Origin of the sequence: Gillisella vitis (genome assembly GCF_021559775.1) — a bacterium.
In the GTDB taxonomy this organism is placed as follows: domain Bacteria; phylum Pseudomonadota; class Alphaproteobacteria; order Rhizobiales; family Rhizobiaceae; genus Allorhizobium; species Allorhizobium ampelinum.
This window is the reverse complement of record NZ_CP056048.1, coordinates 202,652-222,196: the sequence shown is the minus strand read 5'-3', so window position 1 is coordinate 222,196 and position 19,545 is coordinate 202,652. Positions and strand designations below refer to the sequence as shown.

The following is a 19,545-nucleotide window of genomic DNA, read 5'->3' as shown; positions in this document are numbered from 1 at the left end:
TGGTCGTTTGGAATAGAACCCAAGTCTAAAAGGATCACAAACCTCTTCCGTCAACCCGGCGGAAGAGTGGGCCAGGTTTCGATAATCCGGCCTTTGGAAAGAACGTGAATTCCATCGAAATGTTGCAGCACCGCCTCGCTCTGCGTCGGGCGAAAGAAAGCAAAATCATCAGGTTTCAAGGTGCTTTCGTAAGGCAGAGCCATCATTTGCTGATTGGATGAAAGCCCCCAGATCTTGTTTTCCCGCATGCCTTTGGGAAAAACCGGTTTGGCCATCCACTTGCCGCCATAGAGAAAACACCCCTTGCGCGGGAAAAGGCCGATAGCCTGCATTAGACTTGTCAGCAACGGAGGCCCCGGCAGGCGAACCTCCTCCACTTTCAACACAGGCGTGGCAATAAAGACGGCAGGCTGCACAGCCTCAAGAGACGGCATATCGAAATCCGTCGGCTTCAGGAAAGCCGAGCCCACGGAAACTTCATTCGCGGCACCGGCATCATGATAGGAAAGCGCAGTTTTACTGCCACCCGTATTGGCGATGGCGCACGTGCCATGCGGAAATACCGAAACAAATGCCCTGATGCGGGATATGACTTTCTCCCTTTCCGCAGCGCCTCCGATGAGGTGAGCAACCTCCGGGATATGCGCCTCATAGCCAACAAGACCCTCTATTCTCAATTCCTTTTGCTGAATGGCACGTGCGCAGATGGCAGCCAGCGCATCAGGCGTTTCGAATCCACCGCGATGCATGCCGGTATCCGTCTCAAAAGCTATTCTGATTGTTTGTCCAGCTTCGCGCGCCAGTGCCGCATATTGGTCGAGCCGGTCCGGGCTATCGATCAGAAACACCGTGCGTCGCAGAAGATCCTCCACCAGATGCGGAGAAGCGAGCCGCATCCATGCCGCAAGCGCTCTTGTAGGGAGCGGTTTGCCGTAAAGAATTTCTGCCTTCGGGAAGGCTTCCAATACGGCACAGGTCATCGGCAGATGGAAGCTCATCAGGCTCATCGTTCCGGCTTGTGTCAGAATGCGCTCGAGCAATGGGATTGATGACAGAGATTTATCAACGACCCGTAAGCCAAGACCCGGCGCGAGACCGCCCGCAATCGTGGCAATATTTGCATCGAGCCGATCTCGGTCGACAACAAGCACAGGACGAAACAATTCGGCTTGAGAAAGCGCTTCGGAGAGCATCCGAAAATAATCGGCATCAACCATTATCGAACCCCAAGCAGCGTCGCCATGTAAGGCGAGATAAAGCGATTTTCGGGATCTATTTCTGATCTGATCTCCATTGCATCCTTAAATCGCGGATAGATGCCGACCAGATCGGCAGCCCTGAGGTTATGCAATTTACCCCAATGCGGTCGCCCACCCCGCTTGCGGAACACAGCCTCCGCAGCAAGGAAGAACGCTGCCGGATTTTCACCGATGCCGTGATGAATGGCTATGGAACACGTGTCACGCTTGTAGAAGGGACTGAGCCAGAATTCGTCCCCTTTGACACTGCGGACTTCAATGGGAAAGTAGATTTCCGGAAAGCGCTTCTCAATCAGTTCGATGATCTCCGCCAGAGCTCCGGCTCCCTCTTCAAACGGCAGATGATATTCCATTTCATTGAACTTGGTCTGGCGGTCGGTGACATAGACCTTCATCCATTCACCCACGGCTTCCTCGTCAGACAGCTTCGCCATGGCATTGCCGATCAATTTGCGCCGCAAGCCGGGAAACCACCGCAGAAAGGTTCTGAGTTTCTTCAGCGTCGCAAGACCGTCTTCGTCCTCCGAGGTCACTTGAAAATCACCCGTTTCGTCAGTGATATCCAGTGTCTGAAAAAGCGCATGATTGGCAAAGGGAACAAAGAAAATCTCCGCCGATCGATGGGCTGACATCAGGGTTTCGAAGTTTTCAAGCGTATTACCAATCGACAGCATTGTCCGCTTGCGGCGTAGATTATAAGCCGGGACATTCTGAAAGGTAACGGCAGTCAAGGCTCCGAAACTACCAAGCGTCACGCCGGTCGCATGGATCATCTCGTCATCACGTCCGGCTGTAAATTCCCGGTGCGTGCCGCGACCATCGATGAACTGCATGCCTTTCAGCAGGGTGTGATAAGCCCCCAGGCCAAGGCCCGAGCCATGCGTTGCCGTACCGAGGGCGCCAGCGACAGACTGCTTGTCGATATCGCCCATGTTGGGCAGTGCTTGACCGATCCCGGCGAGCAATTCTGTGAGACTGCCAAGCTTCGTCCCTGCTCCAATCGTTGCTGTCAGAGCGTCACTGTCATGATCGATCAAGCCGGATAGAGCCGATAGATCGACAATTGTTCCAGGGGTCGAGACAAGCGGCGTAAATGAATGGCCCGAGCCAACGAGCCTTAGCGGTCCCGGCGCCGAGCGGATCACATCCTGTAGCTCCTCCTTGGTCCTGGGACGAAGAATTGCTTTCAGTTTGGTCTCCACGCTGCCCGACCAATTACTCCAAGACAGATTGTCGCCTGGAATCATCGTAACCTCCCCTGTTTATAAGAGTCCTCTTTGGCCACGCCGACAGGCAAGCCTTGAGGCCATAGTCATGCAACTCCAATCATTTTCGCTTTCTCGCTATGCATCGGCATGCCATTTATTATGGTAATTGAGAAAAGCTGACACTGTGTCAATTTTTACTTTGGCGTATGTCACAAATTTGTCAACTCGAAAGCGGAGCACGCTATGACGAGCGACCAAAAGGCATTGCGGAGGCAGCCCCGCCAGGAGCGCAGCAGAGACCGTATTGACGATATCCTTTCGGCAGCAATGCAGCTCATTGGTGAAAAAGGCAGCGCTGCTGTCACCATGCGCGGCATTGCCACTGCAAGCGACATGTCTCTGGCGACGGTCTATCATTACTTTCCAAACAGAACCGCAGTCATCGCTACGCTTTTCGAGCGATATTCAAAGGGAACGCGCGAAGTCATCGATACGGCTCTTCAGGACATCAAGGATGCGTCTGGTATTGGGGATGCTGCCGAAATGATCGTTGATTTTTACTATAACCGCCTTCGGGGCGATCCAGCCGTGCAGGACCTGCTGGATGCCATTCATGCCGACAAAGCGCTTCATGATCTCGATATCGAGGAAACCCATAAGCAAGCCGATCAGTTCAGTCGGAGCACACAGGGATTTCTGGCGGAAAGTTGCAGGCAGGAATATGCGCGCGCCGTCTATTTGCTGTTCCAGCTCGCCAGCGCTGCAATTCGTTTGGCTTTGCATGAGAGTGAAGAAAAAGGCGCCGTGATCATTGATGATTATCGGCGTCTTATTCGTGGCCGGTTCAGCCAATTCGAACAGCTATAAGATCTGGAATAGGTCGACCCTTCTGTGTTTTGACAGCAAACTGACGAACACCAAAAGGTGGACAATGTCTATGTCGGCGCGCCCATAGCCTCACCAGTAAACGCTCGGCACGGCGCTGTTTTCACGAGGGCCAACGCCGGCAAAAAGCGCTTGACATTTCTGTACTGTACCGTTTAGATCAGTTTCGGAGGGATTGATCTAAAAAGCGCCTTTGGGTGCGATCAATCAAAGGAGGAGTTCAAATGTCCACACAGTCGCGCAATATGCGCCCTATGCTTGGTAAGCCGTGCGTTGTCCGGCGATGCCCTTCAGCTGAAATGCCAGTCAATATAATTGACCGGATTGAATCGCGACGTCCGCGAAAAGCCTAGGACAAATCATGACCCACTATGCCGACGCCGTGTCAAGGTGAGCGGATTTGTGCGCCGACTTAGATGTCGTCATTGCGCTTTAGCGCCTTACAATACCAGAAATAAAGGACCCAAGACAGTGAGCGGATTCACAATTGTCAACGGCATCGCTGAGATCAGCGATCCTGCTATCTACACGAACTGGCTTGACAACGAAGAGTTCAAAGCCGCGGTCGCGGCGGATCCATCGCCAGAGCGCACAGCGATCAAGCGCTTGCTGATCGAGTTTGAAGCCGATCTTTCCCGGATCGTCCGCGACAATGTCGTGAAAGAGCGGGTCGTTGAGGTGATGACGAAGTACATCGCCGAGGACTACATCCAGCACGACCCGAATGCATTTGGCCATGGCCGTGAAAAACTCATTGAGCAGTTCCGACTGGTGCCGATAGCCGGCTCGACTCCGCCGCCCGTGGTGAGCGTCATTCTCGACGGAGAGGTCGGTTGCCTCATGATGCGCGAACTCGCGCCGGATCCGGTCGTGCCGGGTGCGGTTTACGAGTGGAACATCCTGACTGTCTTCCGGGTCCACAACGGCAAGATCGCGGAACATTGGAGCACCTTCCGCAAGGTCGTCCCCGGTCAAAACCCGATGGGGAATTGAGAATGTCGAAACCGATCGCAGCCCGGATCTAAGGACGCCTTGTGCCGGGGGTCGCAGACATCGCCGATGAGCGTTTGCCTTAGGAAAAGTGAAACCTGATTTTTCCGAAAAGACAAACGAAAACAAGAGAACCGAGAGTTTGTTCGGTTCAATATGAACTTGACAGACACTCGTAACGTGGAGCAACCGATGACCTTGCAAAACAAACCACCTGTAGGGGGTCTTCCTCCGGAGTTTCCACCGCAGGCAGGCGGCCCTCCTCACCAGCCGAAATTTCCGGACTCGCCGTATCTCAGCGACGTTGGGCGTCGGATACGCGACGACATCCTCGATATGCTGCCGCTGTTGCGCAAACATGCGGCTGAGAGCGAACAGCTCGGCGCGCTTGCGCCAGCGACGCTAGCGGCCGTCGATCGCTCCGGTGCCTTCAAGATCACCATCCCGGTCGAGCTTGGAGGCTATGCACTGGGCGCACGCGATGCTGCGGAAATCGTCAAAGCGCTCGGCCAGGGCGATGCTTCCGCCGGTTGGCTGGTCATCGTCTCGAGCGCAGCCAGAAACGCTCTGGGCTTCGATCCAAAGGCCCGCGACGAAGTCTTCGCCAGCATCCAAGACTGGGTTGGGCCAATCATGTTTGGTGCCACCGTCTTCGCGCCAAAGGTTGGCGATGGCCGCAAGGTCGACGGAGGCTACATGGTGAAGGGCAAATGGTCCTTCGGCAGTGGTTGCAAACATGCTGCCTGGGGAGCAGTCGGTTTCGAATATGACGACCCGGCAAGCGGCGCACGGCTGCGCGCCATGGGTATCCTGTCACGCGACCAATATGAAATCGTCGATGACTGGCATGTCATGGGCCTGCAAGCGACAAATTCAAACAGCGTCCGAGCCGACCAGGAGATTTTTGTTCCCGACTACCGCGTCGTACACACCAATGACCTGCCGCGGGTCATGGACTCATTGAAGGGAAAATATTCCGGGCTAGCCTTCAAGCACAGCCCGATTGGCGGCATGGTCGCCATGACATGCACCTTTGCGGCCCTTGCAGTCGGTATCGCGCAAGGCGCCCTCGACTCTTTCCTCGAACAGGCAAAGAAGCGACCGCCCTTCAACCTTCCCTATAAGACGATGTCAGAAATGGCCTCGATCCAAATGGTTGCCGGTAAAGCGCGGGCCGTCATCAATGGGGCGAACGCCGTGCTCTGGCGCCACGCCGACGAAATCGACCGGCGTGCGATTGCAGGCGAAGACTTCTTCCCCTGGAACGAACCCGAGATCACCATGGACCTCGTCCACCAGATCCACGAATGCCTGCGCGTGGTCGACGGGCTCCTACTCGCACTTGGGTCTTCGGCTGTCGTCCTCAGCAATCCGTTGCAACGCGCCTTGCGCGATATCCATGTGCTGGCGACGCATGGTGCGTTCCGGATCGATCCAATGGCAGAAATCAACGGACGCGACATGTTCGGTCTCGAACCTTTCCCGATGATTGCCGCCCTGAGTTCACCTCCTCCGGGCTCACCTCCTGCTGGTAAGGGTCCATCGCATATGCCTCCTCCGGGCATGACACCTCCAGCAGGCATGGCCCCACCACCAGGTATGGCGCCCCCACCAGGTATGACACCGGCGCGAGGTTAAGCCTCCCTACCGGTCGCCATCATCAATTTCGGATAGCGCGGTCATCACCGTCGGCGTCCGCCTTCACTGAGTTCAAGGAGTTCCGATGTCTCAAACGGATCTATCTATGGCGAAGGGGATTCCCACTACGCCCTATTCAAGTGGAACAATGCCGGCGCGCGATGGCGCTCCGCCGAAAGTCAGCTGGAAACAGTATATCGCCGACTTCGTAAAGGCCCCCAGCCGAGCAAAGGCCGCACTTGTCGGCAGTCTTCTTCTTGTGGCCATGGGGCCGGCTGGCCTCTCGGCACTCACTCCGTTCGTGGTGCCCGCATTCGCGATGAAAACCGGGACGCCGCTGCCGGAAGCTATGCTGATGTTTGTCGCTTTGCCGCTGATTATCGGTCCGCTCGTCCTGCCTTTCGCCGGACAATGGGTCGATCGGTTGGGTGCCCGACGTGTCGCTCTTCCCGGTATCGTCCTCTATGCACTTGTCACGGCGATCATACCACTTGCTGCCGGCAAGCTCTGGCTGATGGGAATACTTCTCGTTCTCGCGTCGATTTTTGGATTCGGGTCCAGTTTGGGTATAGCATTCAAGGTGATTTCCGAGTGGTTCCCCAAGCATCGGGGCGTCGGTTTCGGTCTTATCGGGGTCGCATCCAGCCTGTTCAGCGCCATCTTTTCTCCCCTGTTCCAGTGGCTCGTAAACGGCAATGCGCCGGTGTCACTACCAATGATGCCGGGCATGGGCACTGAAGCCCCATCCAAATCCGCAGCGATGGTTGCAGCCATCGACCCCGGCATATATGCCGGGCTCGGCTGGAACGGCGCCTATTATGTGATCGCAGTCGCGATCGCCGTCATCGGTATCCCCGCTGCCTTTTGGCTTATCTCCGAACCGAAGGTGAGCACGGCTGCGGAAGTGCCGAAGACCGTGGATGTCAATCTGCCCGGCGTCCCGTTCAAGGAGGCAATTCCGACACGCGCCTGGATCTCGATCACGCTGTTCATCGCATTTGCCGCCGCCGGGCCGATTGCCATGCGCCAGAACGCAGTGGACTTCTATGGCCAGACCGGCATCGATCCGGCGACCGTGTCTCTCGCGCTGTCTTTGTGCTTCAGTACGTCGGTTATCGGGCTGCTCGCCGCCGGAGCAGTTCTGGATCGGGCAAACCATCCATGGGTGGTCGCGGTTCTCCTGGCGACAGTGCCGATCGGTCTGGCACTTGCCCTCGTCAATAGCGGCAATCCTGCGCTTCTCTACCTTTCCATGGCGCTTCTCGGCTTCGCAACCGGCGCAGAATCCACTCTCGGTCCGACACTGATCGCCAGGTATTTCGGACTGAAATCCTTCGCCGCCCTGCAGGGTCTCAGCCTCGCAATCACCTCTCCGGCTCTGGCATTGGCCCCATTCCTCGTCAGTGTGGTCAAGACAAGTTCGGGCAGCTACGTCGGTCCACTGCTGATGCTAACTGCAATCGCCCTGGTCGCGGTCATTCTCGCAGCCATGCTGCCGAGATACCCGAAACCATGGGTACTCCACCAGCCCTCGGCAGACACAGGGCCCAACCGGGCGACAACGGCAACCTCGTAGGCCATATCTTGCTCAACCGGGCTAACCCAGCCGCAGGGCTTGTTTCACAATGCCAAGGGTCATTAAAAATGACCCTTGGCATTCCTTTAAAAATCCATCAAGCCACTGATGCGGCTGAGGTATTTTCTCTCTTCAAGGCGGCAACGCATTAGTATCTTCAATGCCTTGACTTAAGAAGCGACCATGCGGTTCACGCTACTTTCGCCAGGGGCATCATGTTGCGGTCGAAATAGATCAGCGGCAGCTTGTCCTTGTCACCGGATGCGACATGGACATTGCAGATGAAGATCGTATGCGTGCCTGACTGCATTGTTTCATGCACAGAACAGGTGAAGCGCGCGCATGCACCTTGAAGCGATGGCTGCCCAAGGTCGTCCTCAGTCCACTCACCAAGATCAAACCGCTTTTCCTGCGCAACCTTGCCGCCAAAGGCCATCGCGACATCCTGCTGGTCGGTGGCAAGGATGTTCAGCGTTAGCCTGCCATTCTGCTGCAAGAACGGATGCGCCGAAGCGGTTCCGTTCACGCAGACCAGCAGTCGCGGCGGCTCCTGGCACACCGAGCAGGCAGCGGTTACGGTCAGGCCCGCCCGCCCGGCGGGACCATCGGTTGTCACCACTTTCACGGCTGCGGCCATCATCGCCATTGCGTCCTTGAACTGCACGTCATCCGCAGCCCCTATATGGATTATCTCAGACATTCCGTCCCTCCAGAGTTGATAGGCGGGGAGCGCAGCGTCGGCAGGCTCCCCTGCGAAATTATTCAGCAGCAGCCTGGGTGGATTGGGAAAACGCACCGCGATGTGCCGCCCCGGGATGGTTATCTGGAAGACGCGGGCCGTGACCGAACAGTTTTTGCCGCAAAGGGCCTTCGGCATAGTCTCGCTGGGCAAGGCCACGATCCTGCAAGACCGGCGTGACGTGATCTATGAAGTCGATATAGGTGTCGGGGTGCAATTGGCAGATCATGTTGATGCCATCAATGCCCGCATCCTGCCAAAGCGCCAATTCATCAGCGATACTTTCCGGCGTGCCGACAATACGGCAATTGTAGGAAAGCGCGTTTGCGACCTCCTTGACAGTGGCCTTCTCGCCATTGGGCTTGCCCATCTCGATCATGCGTGCGTAACCTTGCAGGCCATCGAGACCGGACTCATCGACCGGCTTGTCCGGGTCGAGATTGGAGAGATCGACACCCATGTCGCGGCTGACATGCGCGGCAAGGCCTTCATAGCTGACCCATTCGTCGATCTCCGCAGCCTTCCGCTCCGCCTCTTCCATCGTGCTGCCGACGACGAAGGACAGGCCCTGAATGAACTTCAGGTCTTCGGCACCGCGTCCCACCTGCGCCGCCACCGCCTTGGTGCCAGCAATCCCGATCCGGGCACCGTCGACATTCGGATAGAGAACGAAAGTTCCTTCTGCGTGCTGCGCCGCGAACTGGCTGCCACGCTTTGAGGCACCGGCTTGGTAGAGCATCGGCGTCCGTTGCGGAGAGGGGCTGACCAGATGCGGCCCCTGAACCTTGTAACGGTCTCCGACATGATTGATGCGGTGCACTTTGGTATGATCGCTGAACACACCGCTTTCACGGTCCGCGAGCATCGCGCCGTCCTCCCAGGACCCTTCCCAGAGCTTGTAGAGAACGGACATATATTCGTCCGCCCAGTCATAGCGCTGGTCATGCGGAACGATCTTGTCATAGCCGAAATTGCGGGCGGCATTGTCCGTCACGCTTGTGACAATGTTCCAGCCGATGCGGCCACCGCTTATATGGTCGAGGGTCGAGGCCTTTTTTGCAAACGCGAAAGGATGCTCGGACAGGATCGAACTGGTGAAAACGAGACCAAGGTTTTTCGTGACGCCTGCAAGGGCCGCGCACAAGGTGAAGGTATCGTTGCAAGGCATATGGAGGCCTTGCTCGAAATAAGCATCCCACTTGCCATCATAGGCCGGATCGATGCCGAGAATGTCCGCAAAGAACATCGCGTCGAACCGCCCCTCTTCCAGTTTTGTTGCCAGCTTTGACCAGGTCTCGAACTCATTGAAGCTGGCGAGCTGATTTTTCGGATGCCGCCATGTCCCGTGGTAGATATGCGAGGGAACATTCATCGTGAAGCAATTGAATATAAGCCGTTTGCGCATGTCTGCTGCTCCTGTTGATCTTTGTTGCTCCTCCCAGGACAAAGACTATGAGACAGGTCGCGTTGCGTCTTGGCTGACAGTGAACACCGACTATGCTGACCGTGCAGAGAAGCCGTCAGCCTTTAGAATTCGCAGCACTGCCATTTGCCTGCGCGTTCCCAAAATTCACCATCGCCTCTCGTGAGTGCTCCACGAGCTGATTGGCATGATAATTGCCTTAAATTCGGGAATAATGCCCCGGAGGCGATGACATGGCAGTCTGGAACGCGAACGAAATGCCGGAGCGGGACCGCTTTCCCTATTGGCGGGAGGTTCTGTGCGAAGCCTATATTGCCCTCAATCCCATTCTTGAGGGCGAGCAGCGCTTCAAGGGAGAGGTTCGGGCTAATCTGCTCGATTGCATCAACGTGACAACCATTTCGTCAAGCCGGCAGAAGATACACCGCAGACGTCTGGATATCAGCCGTATGCCGCACGAAGTCTACTTTCTCAATCTTCAGGTAAAGGGACAGTGCCGGATGATGCAAGGATCGCGGGAAGCGCTGCTGGAGCCGGGTGATTTTTCGCTTGTGGATTCAACCGAGCCTTATCTCAACGATTACTGTAGCGATGACTGGACCCAATATTCCTTCCGCATCCCGCGAGCCATGCTGAAACCATTGCTGAAACAGGCAGACAAGCAAACGGCAATCCGCTTTACCAATGCGCATCCCATAGCGTCTGTTGCCATCGACTATATGAAATCCGTCGCGCAGAATGCGGAACACATCGGGACTGCCTCGACACCGATTGCAAATCACATCGTCGATCTCGTCGCCATGGCGGCAGGCGTGTCCACGACCGAAGAAGACCGCGCCCGTGGGACACTCAGGTCGCAACTTTCACGGTCGGTTATTCAGTTTATCGGCGCGCATGCCGCAGACCCCACACTGACCCCCGCCAAAGCGGCACAGCACTTCAAAATATCGGTCCGCTACGTCCACCGTCTTCTTGAGGAAAGCGGCGAGACCTTCAGCCGCCTGCTGCTCAAGCGGCGTTTGGAGCGATGTGCCGACGATCTCCGTGCCGAGGCCGCAATTTCGATCAGTGAGATAGCGTTCCGGTGGGGATTCAACGACCTTTCACACTTCAGTAAAACCTTCAAGCACCATTTCGGAGTGGCTCCTCGCGACTATCGGGGCCAGTAGGCGGCGCTTGCGGCACCGCCTACTGGCCGAAACAATCGACAATGGCGCCCATCTGGTTCACTCAACCAAAAGCAGACATCACTTGGTTGGATGATCTGTCCAGGACGGTGGAGCACCAACGACACCAGACAGAACACCACCGAGACCCGGCGCCCGCCCAAACACCTCACACGCCGCATTTTTAGGCTTTCCACCCAGCTGCGATTTCATTTTTTGGCCTGAGGGCAAGGAAAGGTCCAAACCAGAGGGCTTGCGGCCTTTTACGAGTATCTCTGAGAACTGGCTGGCAAATGAAGATGCAAGGCCATAGGCGTCACCGACTTCTGAAACACGCGCAGTATTGGTGATGGAATTTGCACCGCGGGACCAGACGATGGCCGCTCGTTGTTCCCCTTTTGCATCAACCGCTTCCGCCTCGACAGCCAGGCCTCCTAGTCCGATCGGCAGACGCGGGACACCCACGGGAAGAACAAAGGAGGTTCCCAGTGTGACTGCGGTCGACAGGCCCGCCACGGCTTTGCTGGTCGGGACTATGTCGGTTATTACAGCGTGAACAGTGAGATCAGCCGCCTCTCCGGGACCAACAACCCGGTATTTATCACTGAGATCGATACACATTGCGCGATCCAGAGCATTGGAGACCAGCCTGTCATTCCCGGCGTCATGGAGCCTCGAAGAGGCCAGCGGCGACAACCGTGTGGGAGCAATGGAAACCGTTTGCGCCGCCACTATAGCCGGGGTATCCGCGAAACTGCGCGATTTGCTGAAGCGACCTTCAACAGGCCCCAAGCCTTTATAGGACGACAGCGTACCGGACTGAGTGAGCGGAACGGAGCTACATCCAGCCAATGCCAGCACAAGAAGGAGACCTGCCACCGTCCCCTTTGCTGAATGACCATGGCAAATAGGTGAGTTGGGAGCTTTGCTATCGGCAAGGTATGTCTGCATTTTCGTGACTTTCATGGAATGGATAGCAGGGGAATGGATGGTTTTTCGAAATTGCGTTTCCGGCAGATGTCGAGCGATCGTCTTCACGGTTGAACCTCCGCTTTGCCGTCCGGATCAGTTTTCGATCGCGACTTTTGTTCGGCATTCAGCAACAACGACATCGCACAAGGCAGCAGCGTCAGGGTCAGCATGGTTGCCACCGCAAGCCCGCCAATGATCGCAAAGGCCATGGGGCCCCAGAAAATCTCGGCTGCAATCGGGATCATGCCGAGAATTGCGGCACAGGCGGTCAGAACAATCGGACGGGCGCGATGGATCGAGGCCGCGATGATGGCGTCTTTTGGCGATTGGCCAAGCGCGACGTTCTGGTCAATCTCCTGAATGAGGATAACGGCGTTGCGAATGATCATCCCGGACAAGGCGATGACACCGAGTTGCGCAACAAAGCCCATGGGCGTGCCGGTCGGCCACATAGCTGCAACCACGCCAATGAGACCAAAAGGCGCCATGAACACAGCCAAGGCCATTCTGGAAAAGCTCTGCATCTGGACCATCAACAGAACTGCAATGGCAAACAGCATCACAGGAATAACGGCGTAGATTGACGAATTGCCTTTCTCGGATTCTTCCGTAATGCCGCCTGCAATGATGGAGTACCCCATGGGAAGCTCTGAGCGCAGAGCATTGAGCTGGGCATCGGCCTGCATGGCGACTGTGGCGGCCAGTGCATTCTTTTGAACGTCAGCCTGAACAATAATCATCGGCTTTCCTTGCTGGCGCCAGATGATCGGGTCTTCCATCCCATAGGCGACCGAAGCGACTTGCCGAAGCGGCACATAGTTTCCATCGCCGGTGCGCAGTTCCAGATTGCCGATGGTCGAGACCGAGTTACGGTCAGCCTCAACCCCTTTGACCATGACATCAACGAGTTTGTCTTTGTCGCGAACCGTGGTGACTTTCGACCCCGAGAAGACCGCCGCGATCTCACTGGCGATGGATTCCGAACTCATGCCTAAGGCACGCGCTTCGATCTGGTTCACCTTGATCGTCACGCTTTTCTGCGGTTCGCCCGCCGTGAGATTGACGTCACGGGTATCTGGATTTTGACCGATGATCGCAGCGACTTTTGCCGACAGGGCACGGACCTGCTGATAATCCGGCCCCGAAACCCGAAACTTCAGCGGCCATCCGACGGGAGGACCGAGTTCAAGAGGCGACACGCGCGTGACGAGATCCGAAAAACGCTCATTGAGCACAGCTTCGATCTTGCGGCGGACGGCCTCCCGTTTTTCGACGCTTTTGGCGACGACGACGGTTTCCGTCACATTGTCGTTGTCGAGTTGCAGGTCCATCGGCAAATAAAAGCGAATAGAGCCTGAACCAACATAGGTGATGAAATGATCGATGTCGCGGTCGGTCCGCAAAATCGCTTCCAATTCGCGCGCACGAATGTCTGTTGCGGCCCGCGATGCATTTTGCGCAAGCGTGAGACTGACCAACAGTTCCGGTCTGTCGGAAGCCGGGAAGAATTGCTGTTTCAATTGCCCAAGCCCAGCAAGGGACAGGGCAAAAGCGGCAATCGCAAGCAGGATCGTCAGCCACCGATGCTTGAGGTTCCAGCCCAGTATTTTGCGATAGGTGGCCATGATGATACCCGTCTTCTTATGGGTATGCGCAAGGCTGCGGGGCAGTATCCAGGTGCCCAGGATCGGCGAAAACAGCACCGCAACGATCCAGGAGGCCGACAGCGCAATCAGGATCACCATGAACAGGGAGAGGGTATATTCTCCAGCACTTGAGGCGGCAAAACCCACCGGAATGAAGCCGGCAATCATCACCAATGTGCCAGTCAGCATCGGAAAGGCAGTGGTCTCATAGGCATGGGTTGCCGCAACCAGACGCGACTTGCCCTTTTCAAGGCAGGAGACCATGCTTTCGACGGTGATCATCGCATCATCGACCAGCAGGCCCAATGCGATGATCAATGCGCCCAGCGAAATTCGCTGAAGTCCAACGCCGGTCAGCTCCATACCCAGGAATGTCAGGGCAAGAACGATGGGAATGGAGGCCGTGATAACCAACCCGGCCCGCACTCCCAAGGATAGAAAAGAAACGGCCAGCACGATGATGATCGCCTCTATCAGAACTTTCATGAAACCGTTGACGGCATCCTTCACGACCGTCGACTGATCAGCGACCTGGATCATCTCGATCCCGTAGGGAAGCTTGGAGGCAATCGCGTGCATGCGATCTTTCAGTGCCTCGCCGAAAGAGAGAAGGTTTCCATCCTTTGCCATCGAAACGGCCAGAGCGATGACCTCCTTTCCGTTTACGCGCACCGAGGCGGCGGGCGGATCTGTGATCGAGCGGGAGATCGTCGCGATAGAGTCGAGCCGGAAATATCGGCTGCCAAGCTTTAACGTGATGTCTTTCAGGCTGTCTTCGGAGGCAAAGGCTCCGGTGACGCGAACCGAGATCTTTTCTTCACTGGTCTGGACGGTTCCAATCGGATTGACGGAATTCTGGGCTCTGATGGCTTCGATTGCGGCAGACGGATCGATACCCAGACTGGCCAGCTTGCTCTGCGAGAACTCGATGACGATCTGCTCGTCCTGGGCACCGAGAATGTTGGCCTTGCCGATATCTGGCAAGGACAGGATTTCCCCACGGACTGCCTCCACGCGGTCGCGCAGTTCACGTTGGCTGATCCCCTCTGCGCGGAAAGCATAAATGCTACCATAGGTGTCACCGAATTCATCGTCGAAGAATGGCCCCTCAACCCCTTCGGGCAATGTCGAGGTGATATCCGAAATCTTCTTGCGAACCGTGTACCAGATACCATCGACTTCAGCGGGCGGCGTGTCATCACGCAGGTTCACCATGATGACCGACTGGCCGGGCCTCGTATAGCTTTGGGTATAATCGAGATGTGGCGTCTCGGAGAGCTTCTTTTCAAGTTTGTTGGTCAACAGGTTCACAGTGTCTGCGGCACTGGCGCCCGGCCAACGCGCCCCGACGACCATCGTTTTAATCGTGAAAGGTGGATCTTCGTTGCGCGAGAGCTTTTGATAGCTCAGAATGCCACTGATGATCGCGGCAAACATCAGGAAGATAACAAACGACTGATGGCCAAGAGCCCATTTCGATAAATTGAACCGGGCATGCGACTGGGGGGATTGTTCGCTCACGATTGCGCCCCCTTCTCAACAGTAACCGCCTCGCCATCGCGCAATTTGCTGACCCCGGCCGTGGCGACGATGTCGCCATCGGCCAGTCCTTCTGAAATGAGCATGTTGTTTTCGCCATATCGTTCGATCTTGACCAGGCGAGCCTGGAGTGCCCCGGTTTCCGGCAGGTAGACGAAAACCGCCTGGTCCTGCCCCCGGCTGGTCAGTGCAGATGCCGGGACCTTGAAAAGACGCTTTGGCGAAAGGGTTACTTTGCCGGCAACCGCGGCGCCCAGAGGCGCGCCGCCCAACGCGCCATCCAGCGTGACTTTGACCCGGTAGGTCCGCGTCGCCGTGTCGGCGGAAGGCGTGACTTCACGAACCTTTCCTTTGGCGGTAAGGGTCGGATTAGACAGGAGACTGACCTCCACGTCGCTATCGTTCAGATTTTCGATCAACATCTGTTCCGGCACGTCGAAGACAGCATCAAGTTCAGTATCGGAATTGAGGGTCAGGACCGTTTGCCCCGTGGTCACGACCTGACCCACATTGATGGAGACGCCTGAAACGACCCCGTCTCGTCCTGCTTTCAGATCCGTATAGGAGAGGTTCTGTTGCGCGCTCGCCAAAGTCGCATTGGCGACTTCAAGCTTTGACTTCGCCGCTTGCAGATTGGCATCGCTCTGCTGGACCTGGGCGCGCGACACCGCATTCTTGGCAATAAGTTCCCAATTACGGGCTGCGGTCACATCCGCCAGCGCCAGATCCGACTTTGCCGCATCGACTTGCGCGGATGCGGACGCCACATTGATCACGGCCGGCGTCTTTTCTACCGTTGCAAGCACATCGCCCTTTTTCACGGAGGATCCCATCTCGACGCGAAAAGCCACCAGTCCATCGATCCTGAAGCTCATCGGCGTCTCATAACGTGGACGGATCTCGCCGGTCTGGCGAAAGACTTCCCCGATAAGTTCCGATTTGACTGTGACCCCTTTAATGGCGCGAGGTGTCTTTGGCGTGCTGGCTTCATCCGAACAGGCGGTTAGAAACACGGCAAGAACGCCTGTGGTACATAGGATCATTCGTCTCAGCATGAGCACTCCAGTGTTTGCTGGCGTGCCTCCGATAAAAGAGGCAGCAGATTGACTGCCGTTCTCTCCCACATGGATGATCGGTTGGGTGTTTCATTCTGTTAAGTTTTGTTAAAGGTCTGCCGTCAGGTCCGGTCGAGCCCAACAAATCTTAATATATAAGACGTCCGAAGCCGGAAATGATTATGGTAAGAGAATGTCTTGAAGGGGAAGCGACCCTTTTTACAAGCGACAATGGATAAGCGATGTCGGAAGCGCCCAAGATCCTGATTGTAGAAGATGACGAGCAGATTGCCGGCATGGTCCGCGATAGCCTCAACGAGCAAGGAATGCTCGTCGAGGTCGCCTCCGATGGCGCAGCCATGGACGCCAAGATGCGCGCACTGGAATTTGATCTCGTCGTCCTCGATGTGATGCTGCCTGGAGAGGACGGGTTCAGCATCTGCCGGCGGCTGCGAGGCAGCGGCGATATTCCCATCCTGATGTTGACCTCGGTGAGCAGCGATATCGACCGTGTCGTCGGCCTGGAAATCGGCGCTGACGACTATGTCACAAAGCCTTTCGTCCTCCGGGAGCTGACGGCACGGATCAAAGGTCTTCTCAGACGCTCCAGAGTGACCTCCCAGCGGCCAGACAGTTTACGGAAAAGCTTTTTCCGCTTCGATGGATGGCAGGTCGATCCGGCTCGGCGGCAGCTTCATGATCCAAGCCATGCGCGCGTTGCGATGACGACCCATGAATTCGATCTGCTGCTGGCCTTCTGCCAAAATCCTGGACGGGTGCTGACCAGGGAGCAGTTGCTGAGCGCGACCCATGCGGGCCTGGCAGGCCCGATCGAACGCAGCATTGATGTCCATATCAGTCGCTTGCGACAGAAGATCGAAAAAGACCCGCGTGATCCAGCGCTTTTGAAAACCGTTCGCTTGGGTGGTTATGTCTTCACTGCCACTGTGGAAGAGGTTCATGTTTAGGAATCTCCGTGCGGTACCAAGAACCCTTCGTGGCCAAATCACCGTTATCATTCTCTTGGCATTGGTCACCGTCATCGCGACCGGCAGGGCATTGGAAAATGTTGCGCAGAATGATTACGCCATTCCCAATCTGGAAAGCACCGCCACACAGGTCAGGACCCTCGCCCTTCTTTTGGCACAGGCCTCTCCTGAAGAACGCACCTCCATTCTAACCAATGCGCAACGCGCAGGCTTGGAGGTCTCGCTTCAACCGATATCGCTGGCTGACAAGTTCAAGACCTCCCCGGAGTTCCAGGGCTTTGCCGAGACATTGGTCGATTTTCTGTTTCCGCCTGATGGAGAGCCGCCCCTTGGCGGCTGGCGCGCTTTTTTGGATGGCCGTCGTGTGTTTGCCGAGAAAGTGGATGACCGGACAATGCTTGTATTTTTCGGTCTTCCCGATACGATTCTGACGACTTCGTTTCTCAGTCAAACGACATATTACTTTATCGCCGTGGTCGTCTTGATCGCTTTTTTCTTTGCCTTTGCGATCAGGGCGGTAACCGAACCGATCAAGAGAATATCCGAGGCTGCAATAAAATCGGATATCAACAATAGCTCCCAGATCTTCGAGGAACGTGGCACAGTCGAGATCGTGTCGCTTGCCCGCGCGCTAAACGGCATGCGAAACCGTATTCGCATCATGGTGGATGGCCGGACCCGAATGCTGAGGGGGATTAGCCATGATGTTCGCACTCCCTTGACGCGGCTCAGATTGCGCTCGGAGCGCATGGAGGCCGGTGCCTTGCGGGAAGCCCTGCTGACGGATATCGATCATATCGATGATCTTCTGACCGAAAGCCTGAACTATCTCCGGGACGATTTTGCAACCGAGGGCATTGAACGCGTTGATGTTGCGAGCATCCTGCAAACCGTTTGCAGTGACTTTTCAGACATAGGCTTCGATGTCGAATATCAGGGGCCGAACAAGCTGATCGCCAACTGCCGACCGCTCTCAATCATGCGGGCAGTCACCAACCTTTGCGACAATGCAACCAAGTTTGGAAAGACCATCCTCGTCAAACTACAGGTCAGTGGAACGGTTTTTTCGATCTTGGTGATCGATGACGGACCAGGCATTCCCAAAGATCTCAGAGAAAAAGTTTTCGAACCGTTTTTCAAAGGAGATGCTTCCCGCAGCAAACGCGCCGGTTTTGGCCTCGGCCTGTCGATTGTCGCAGATATAGCACATGCCCATCAGAGCAAAATTACCCTGCTGTCCAATCACCCGACGGGCCTTATTGTACGGATCGACATACCACAGCTCGCGCTTTAGGGACGCCGTGAGATGCGTGATACGGAATGGCATTGGAAATGTCCCTTCTTACCGTATGGTGAAGGGCTTTTCCTCAATGGGTCTGGCGTGCGCTCCGCGTATGGCTGTGATCCAGCGCAGACCCAAGCGCTTGCGTGCCATCTACATTACGGGCCTGCCATCCCAGTCCCGGCGCAATTTTGGTGACAAAATCCTGTAGAATCTGCCGGTATTCGTCCTGCTCGAACTCATAAGGCAGTTCAAGACGCAGCTCCGTCACCTCGCTCAGGATCGGGTCGGCATGGAGCCATTCGAGAATATCGTCGGAACTGCCAACCAGATCACGCGGGAAAAGCGTACGGCGCTCCCCATTCGGGTGCAGCGTTCGCTCCAGGCGCCCAGCGGCAAAATCGAGATATTTGCGCCGGGTCGGTGCATCGGCACTGTCGAGCGGCACGATCACCCGGCCTAGCGCCACCCGGCTAGCACTCCCGCCTGCTGCACGGTAAAGACTGAGTTGCCGGGCCTGCGCCTCATAGAAATTGTCGGTGTCCTCACCGGACGTGACATTGCCGATCAGCAGGTTGAGACCGTTGCTGCCTGCCCATCTGGCCGAAGCGATGGAACCGCCGCCATACCAGATCCGGTCGATCAACCCTTTCGCATGCGGTTGCAGCCGGGGGCGCTGCGGACCGAACGGCGTTTTCAGCCTTGTATCTTCGCCGCCAAGATAGTCGCTACGCAGATTGTCGATCAATCGCAAAACACGGTTATGGGAAAAATCATAGGTCGTCCAATCGCCATCGAACACCTTTTTGCCGATCAGTTCAAGATGGGCGGGCAGGCCAGCGCTGACGCCGATATTCAACCGGCCAGCGGAGAGCACATCAGCAAGCGCCAGATCTTCCGCCAGCCGAAAAGGACTTTCATAGCCCAGCGGAATGACCGCCGTACCAATCTCGATCCGGCGGGTCCGCTGACTGGCGGCAGCCAGGAAAACCGCCGCAGAGGAAATACCCGGCTCCAGATGGCGATGGCGCACCCAGGCCGAGTCGAAGCCGAGATGCTCGCCGAATTCAAACAGGTTCAGCGTGGTTTCCAGACCGGACAATGGGTCCCTTTCCGGATAATTACCCGGGATCAGGAAACCGATATGATTGATCGCAATGGCCATGGAGCGGTCCTTT

Annotated in this window: 15 protein-coding genes; 7 read left to right on the top strand and 8 right to left on the bottom strand. The window is 56.2% G+C overall.

The window, feature by feature from the left end; translation table 11 throughout:
• Positions 1 to 50: 50 nt before the first annotated feature.
• Together AVCG78_RS18235 and AVCG78_RS18230 are read right to left on the bottom strand one after the other, a co-directional pair.
• Positions 51 to 1,217, bottom strand: coding sequence for an alanine racemase (locus AVCG78_RS18235; RefSeq protein ID WP_071206908.1), 1,167 nt, complete (start codon positions 1,215 to 1,217; stop codon positions 51 to 53).
• Entirely contained in the window at positions 1,217 to 2,506 is a 1,290-nt protein-coding gene (locus tag AVCG78_RS18230) for a D-arabinono-1,4-lactone oxidase (RefSeq protein ID WP_071206909.1), read from the bottom strand. Before AVCG78_RS18230 ends, AVCG78_RS18235 begins: the two co-directional genes overlap by 1 nt.
• A gap of 204 nt (positions 2,507 to 2,710) precedes the next feature.
• On the opposite strand from AVCG78_RS18230, the gene AVCG78_RS18225 reads away from it, so the two are divergent.
• From AVCG78_RS18225 to AVCG78_RS18210, 4 genes are all read left to right on the top strand, one after another.
• Positions 2,711 to 3,334: a TetR/AcrR family transcriptional regulator gene (locus tag AVCG78_RS18225; protein WP_071206910.1), complete on the top strand. Its 624-nt coding sequence runs from the start codon at positions 2,711 to 2,713 to the stop codon at positions 3,332 to 3,334.
• Positions 3,335 to 3,823: 489 nt separating this feature from the next.
• On the top strand, positions 3,824 to 4,345 hold the full coding sequence (locus tag AVCG78_RS18220) for a hypothetical protein (protein ID WP_071584492.1): 522 nt from the start codon (positions 3,824 to 3,826) through the stop codon (positions 4,343 to 4,345).
• A gap of 189 nt (positions 4,346 to 4,534) precedes the next feature.
• Positions 4,535 to 5,980 (top strand): acyl-CoA dehydrogenase family protein, encoded by a 1,446-nt coding sequence (locus tag AVCG78_RS18215; RefSeq protein ID WP_234665019.1) that lies wholly within the window; start codon positions 4,535 to 4,537, stop codon positions 5,978 to 5,980.
• 85 nt (positions 5,981 to 6,065) lie between these two features.
• The gene (locus AVCG78_RS18210) at positions 6,066 to 7,556 is read left to right on the top strand and encodes an MFS transporter (protein ID WP_071206913.1); all 1,491 of its coding nucleotides are present in this window, start codon (positions 6,066 to 6,068) and stop codon (positions 7,554 to 7,556) included.
• A 190-nt stretch (positions 7,557 to 7,746) separates the two neighbouring features.
• Here the strand turns inward: AVCG78_RS18210 and AVCG78_RS18205 are convergent, their stop codons facing one another.
• Positions 7,747 to 8,256, bottom strand: coding sequence for a flavin reductase family protein (locus AVCG78_RS18205; RefSeq protein WP_234665018.1), 510 nt, complete (start codon positions 8,254 to 8,256; stop codon positions 7,747 to 7,749).
• A 58-nt stretch (positions 8,257 to 8,314) separates the two neighbouring features.
• Positions 8,315 to 9,700 carry an NtaA/DmoA family FMN-dependent monooxygenase gene (locus AVCG78_RS18200; RefSeq protein ID WP_071584494.1) on the bottom strand — a complete coding sequence of 462 codons (1,386 nt, stop codon included), beginning with the start codon at positions 9,698 to 9,700 and terminating at the stop codon, positions 8,315 to 8,317.
• 251 nt (positions 9,701 to 9,951) lie between these two features.
• On the opposite strand from AVCG78_RS18200, the gene AVCG78_RS18195 reads away from it, so the two are divergent.
• Complete coding sequence (locus AVCG78_RS18195) at positions 9,952 to 10,887, top strand: helix-turn-helix domain-containing protein (protein ID WP_071206915.1); 936 nt, start codon at positions 9,952 to 9,954, stop codon at positions 10,885 to 10,887.
• 78 nt (positions 10,888 to 10,965) lie between these two features.
• On the opposite strand, the gene AVCG78_RS18190 is transcribed toward AVCG78_RS18195, so the two are convergent.
• The 3 genes from AVCG78_RS18190 to AVCG78_RS18180 form a co-directional block, all read right to left on the bottom strand.
• Entirely contained in the window at positions 10,966 to 11,763 is a 798-nt protein-coding gene (locus tag AVCG78_RS18190) for a DUF3313 domain-containing protein (RefSeq protein WP_143049373.1), read from the bottom strand.
• A 155-nt stretch (positions 11,764 to 11,918) separates the two neighbouring features.
• Positions 11,919 to 15,023 carry an efflux RND transporter permease subunit gene (locus AVCG78_RS18185; protein ID WP_071206916.1) on the bottom strand — a complete coding sequence of 1,035 codons (3,105 nt, stop codon included), beginning with the start codon at positions 15,021 to 15,023 and terminating at the stop codon, positions 11,919 to 11,921.
• Positions 15,020 to 16,096 (bottom strand): efflux RND transporter periplasmic adaptor subunit, encoded by a 1,077-nt coding sequence (locus AVCG78_RS18180; protein WP_071584496.1) that lies wholly within the window; start codon positions 16,094 to 16,096, stop codon positions 15,020 to 15,022. Before AVCG78_RS18180 ends, AVCG78_RS18185 begins: the two co-directional genes overlap by 4 nt.
• A 242-nt stretch (positions 16,097 to 16,338) precedes the next feature.
• Here AVCG78_RS18180 and AVCG78_RS18175 point away from each other — a divergent pair, with 242 nt between their 5' ends.
• Positions 16,339 to 17,064, top strand: coding sequence for a response regulator transcription factor (locus tag AVCG78_RS18175; protein WP_071206918.1), 726 nt, complete (start codon positions 16,339 to 16,341; stop codon positions 17,062 to 17,064).
• Entirely contained in the window at positions 17,057 to 18,379 is a 1,323-nt protein-coding gene (locus AVCG78_RS18170; RefSeq protein WP_071206919.1) for an ATP-binding protein, read from the top strand. The genes AVCG78_RS18175 and AVCG78_RS18170 overlap by 8 nt, the downstream gene beginning before the upstream one ends.
• Before the next feature lie 73 nt (positions 18,380 to 18,452).
• Here the strand turns inward: AVCG78_RS18170 and AVCG78_RS18165 are convergent, their stop codons facing one another.
• A complete protein-coding gene (locus AVCG78_RS18165; RefSeq protein ID WP_012653613.1) occupies positions 18,453 to 19,532 on the bottom strand; it encodes an LLM class flavin-dependent oxidoreductase in 1,080 nt (359 codons plus the stop codon).
• Positions 19,533 to 19,545: the final 13 nt, after the last annotated feature.

Excerpts from the sequence above, each read along its gene's own strand:
- AVCG78_RS18195 (WP_071206915.1), top strand. The coding sequence starts at position 9,952 with ATGGCAGTCTGGAACGCGAACGAAATGCCGGAGCGGGACCGCTTTCCC.
- AVCG78_RS18180 (WP_071584496.1), bottom strand. The coding sequence starts at position 16,096 with ATGCTGAGACGAATGATCCTATGTACCACAGGCGTTCTTGCCGTGTTT.
- AVCG78_RS18165 (WP_012653613.1), bottom strand. The coding sequence starts at position 19,532 with ATGGCCATTGCGATCAATCATATCGGTTTCCTGATCCCGGGTAATTAT.
- AVCG78_RS18215 (WP_234665019.1), top strand. The coding sequence starts at position 4,535 with ATGACCTTGCAAAACAAACCACCTGTAGGGGGTCTTCCTCCGGAGTTT.
- AVCG78_RS18210 (WP_071206913.1), top strand. The coding sequence starts at position 6,066 with ATGTCTCAAACGGATCTATCTATGGCGAAGGGGATTCCCACTACGCCC.
- AVCG78_RS18235 (WP_071206908.1), bottom strand. The coding sequence starts at position 1,217 with ATGGTTGATGCCGATTATTTTCGGATGCTCTCCGAAGCGCTTTCTCAA.
- AVCG78_RS18200 (WP_071584494.1), bottom strand. The coding sequence starts at position 9,700 with ATGCGCAAACGGCTTATATTCAATTGCTTCACGATGAATGTTCCCTCG.
- AVCG78_RS18225 (WP_071206910.1), top strand. The coding sequence starts at position 2,711 with ATGACGAGCGACCAAAAGGCATTGCGGAGGCAGCCCCGCCAGGAGCGC.
- AVCG78_RS18205 (WP_234665018.1), bottom strand. The coding sequence starts at position 8,256 with ATGTCTGAGATAATCCATATAGGGGCTGCGGATGACGTGCAGTTCAAG.
- AVCG78_RS18175 (WP_071206918.1), top strand. The coding sequence starts at position 16,339 with ATGTCGGAAGCGCCCAAGATCCTGATTGTAGAAGATGACGAGCAGATT.
- AVCG78_RS18170 (WP_071206919.1), top strand. The coding sequence starts at position 17,057 with ATGTTTAGGAATCTCCGTGCGGTACCAAGAACCCTTCGTGGCCAAATC.
- AVCG78_RS18230 (WP_071206909.1), bottom strand. The coding sequence starts at position 2,506 with ATGATTCCAGGCGACAATCTGTCTTGGAGTAATTGGTCGGGCAGCGTG.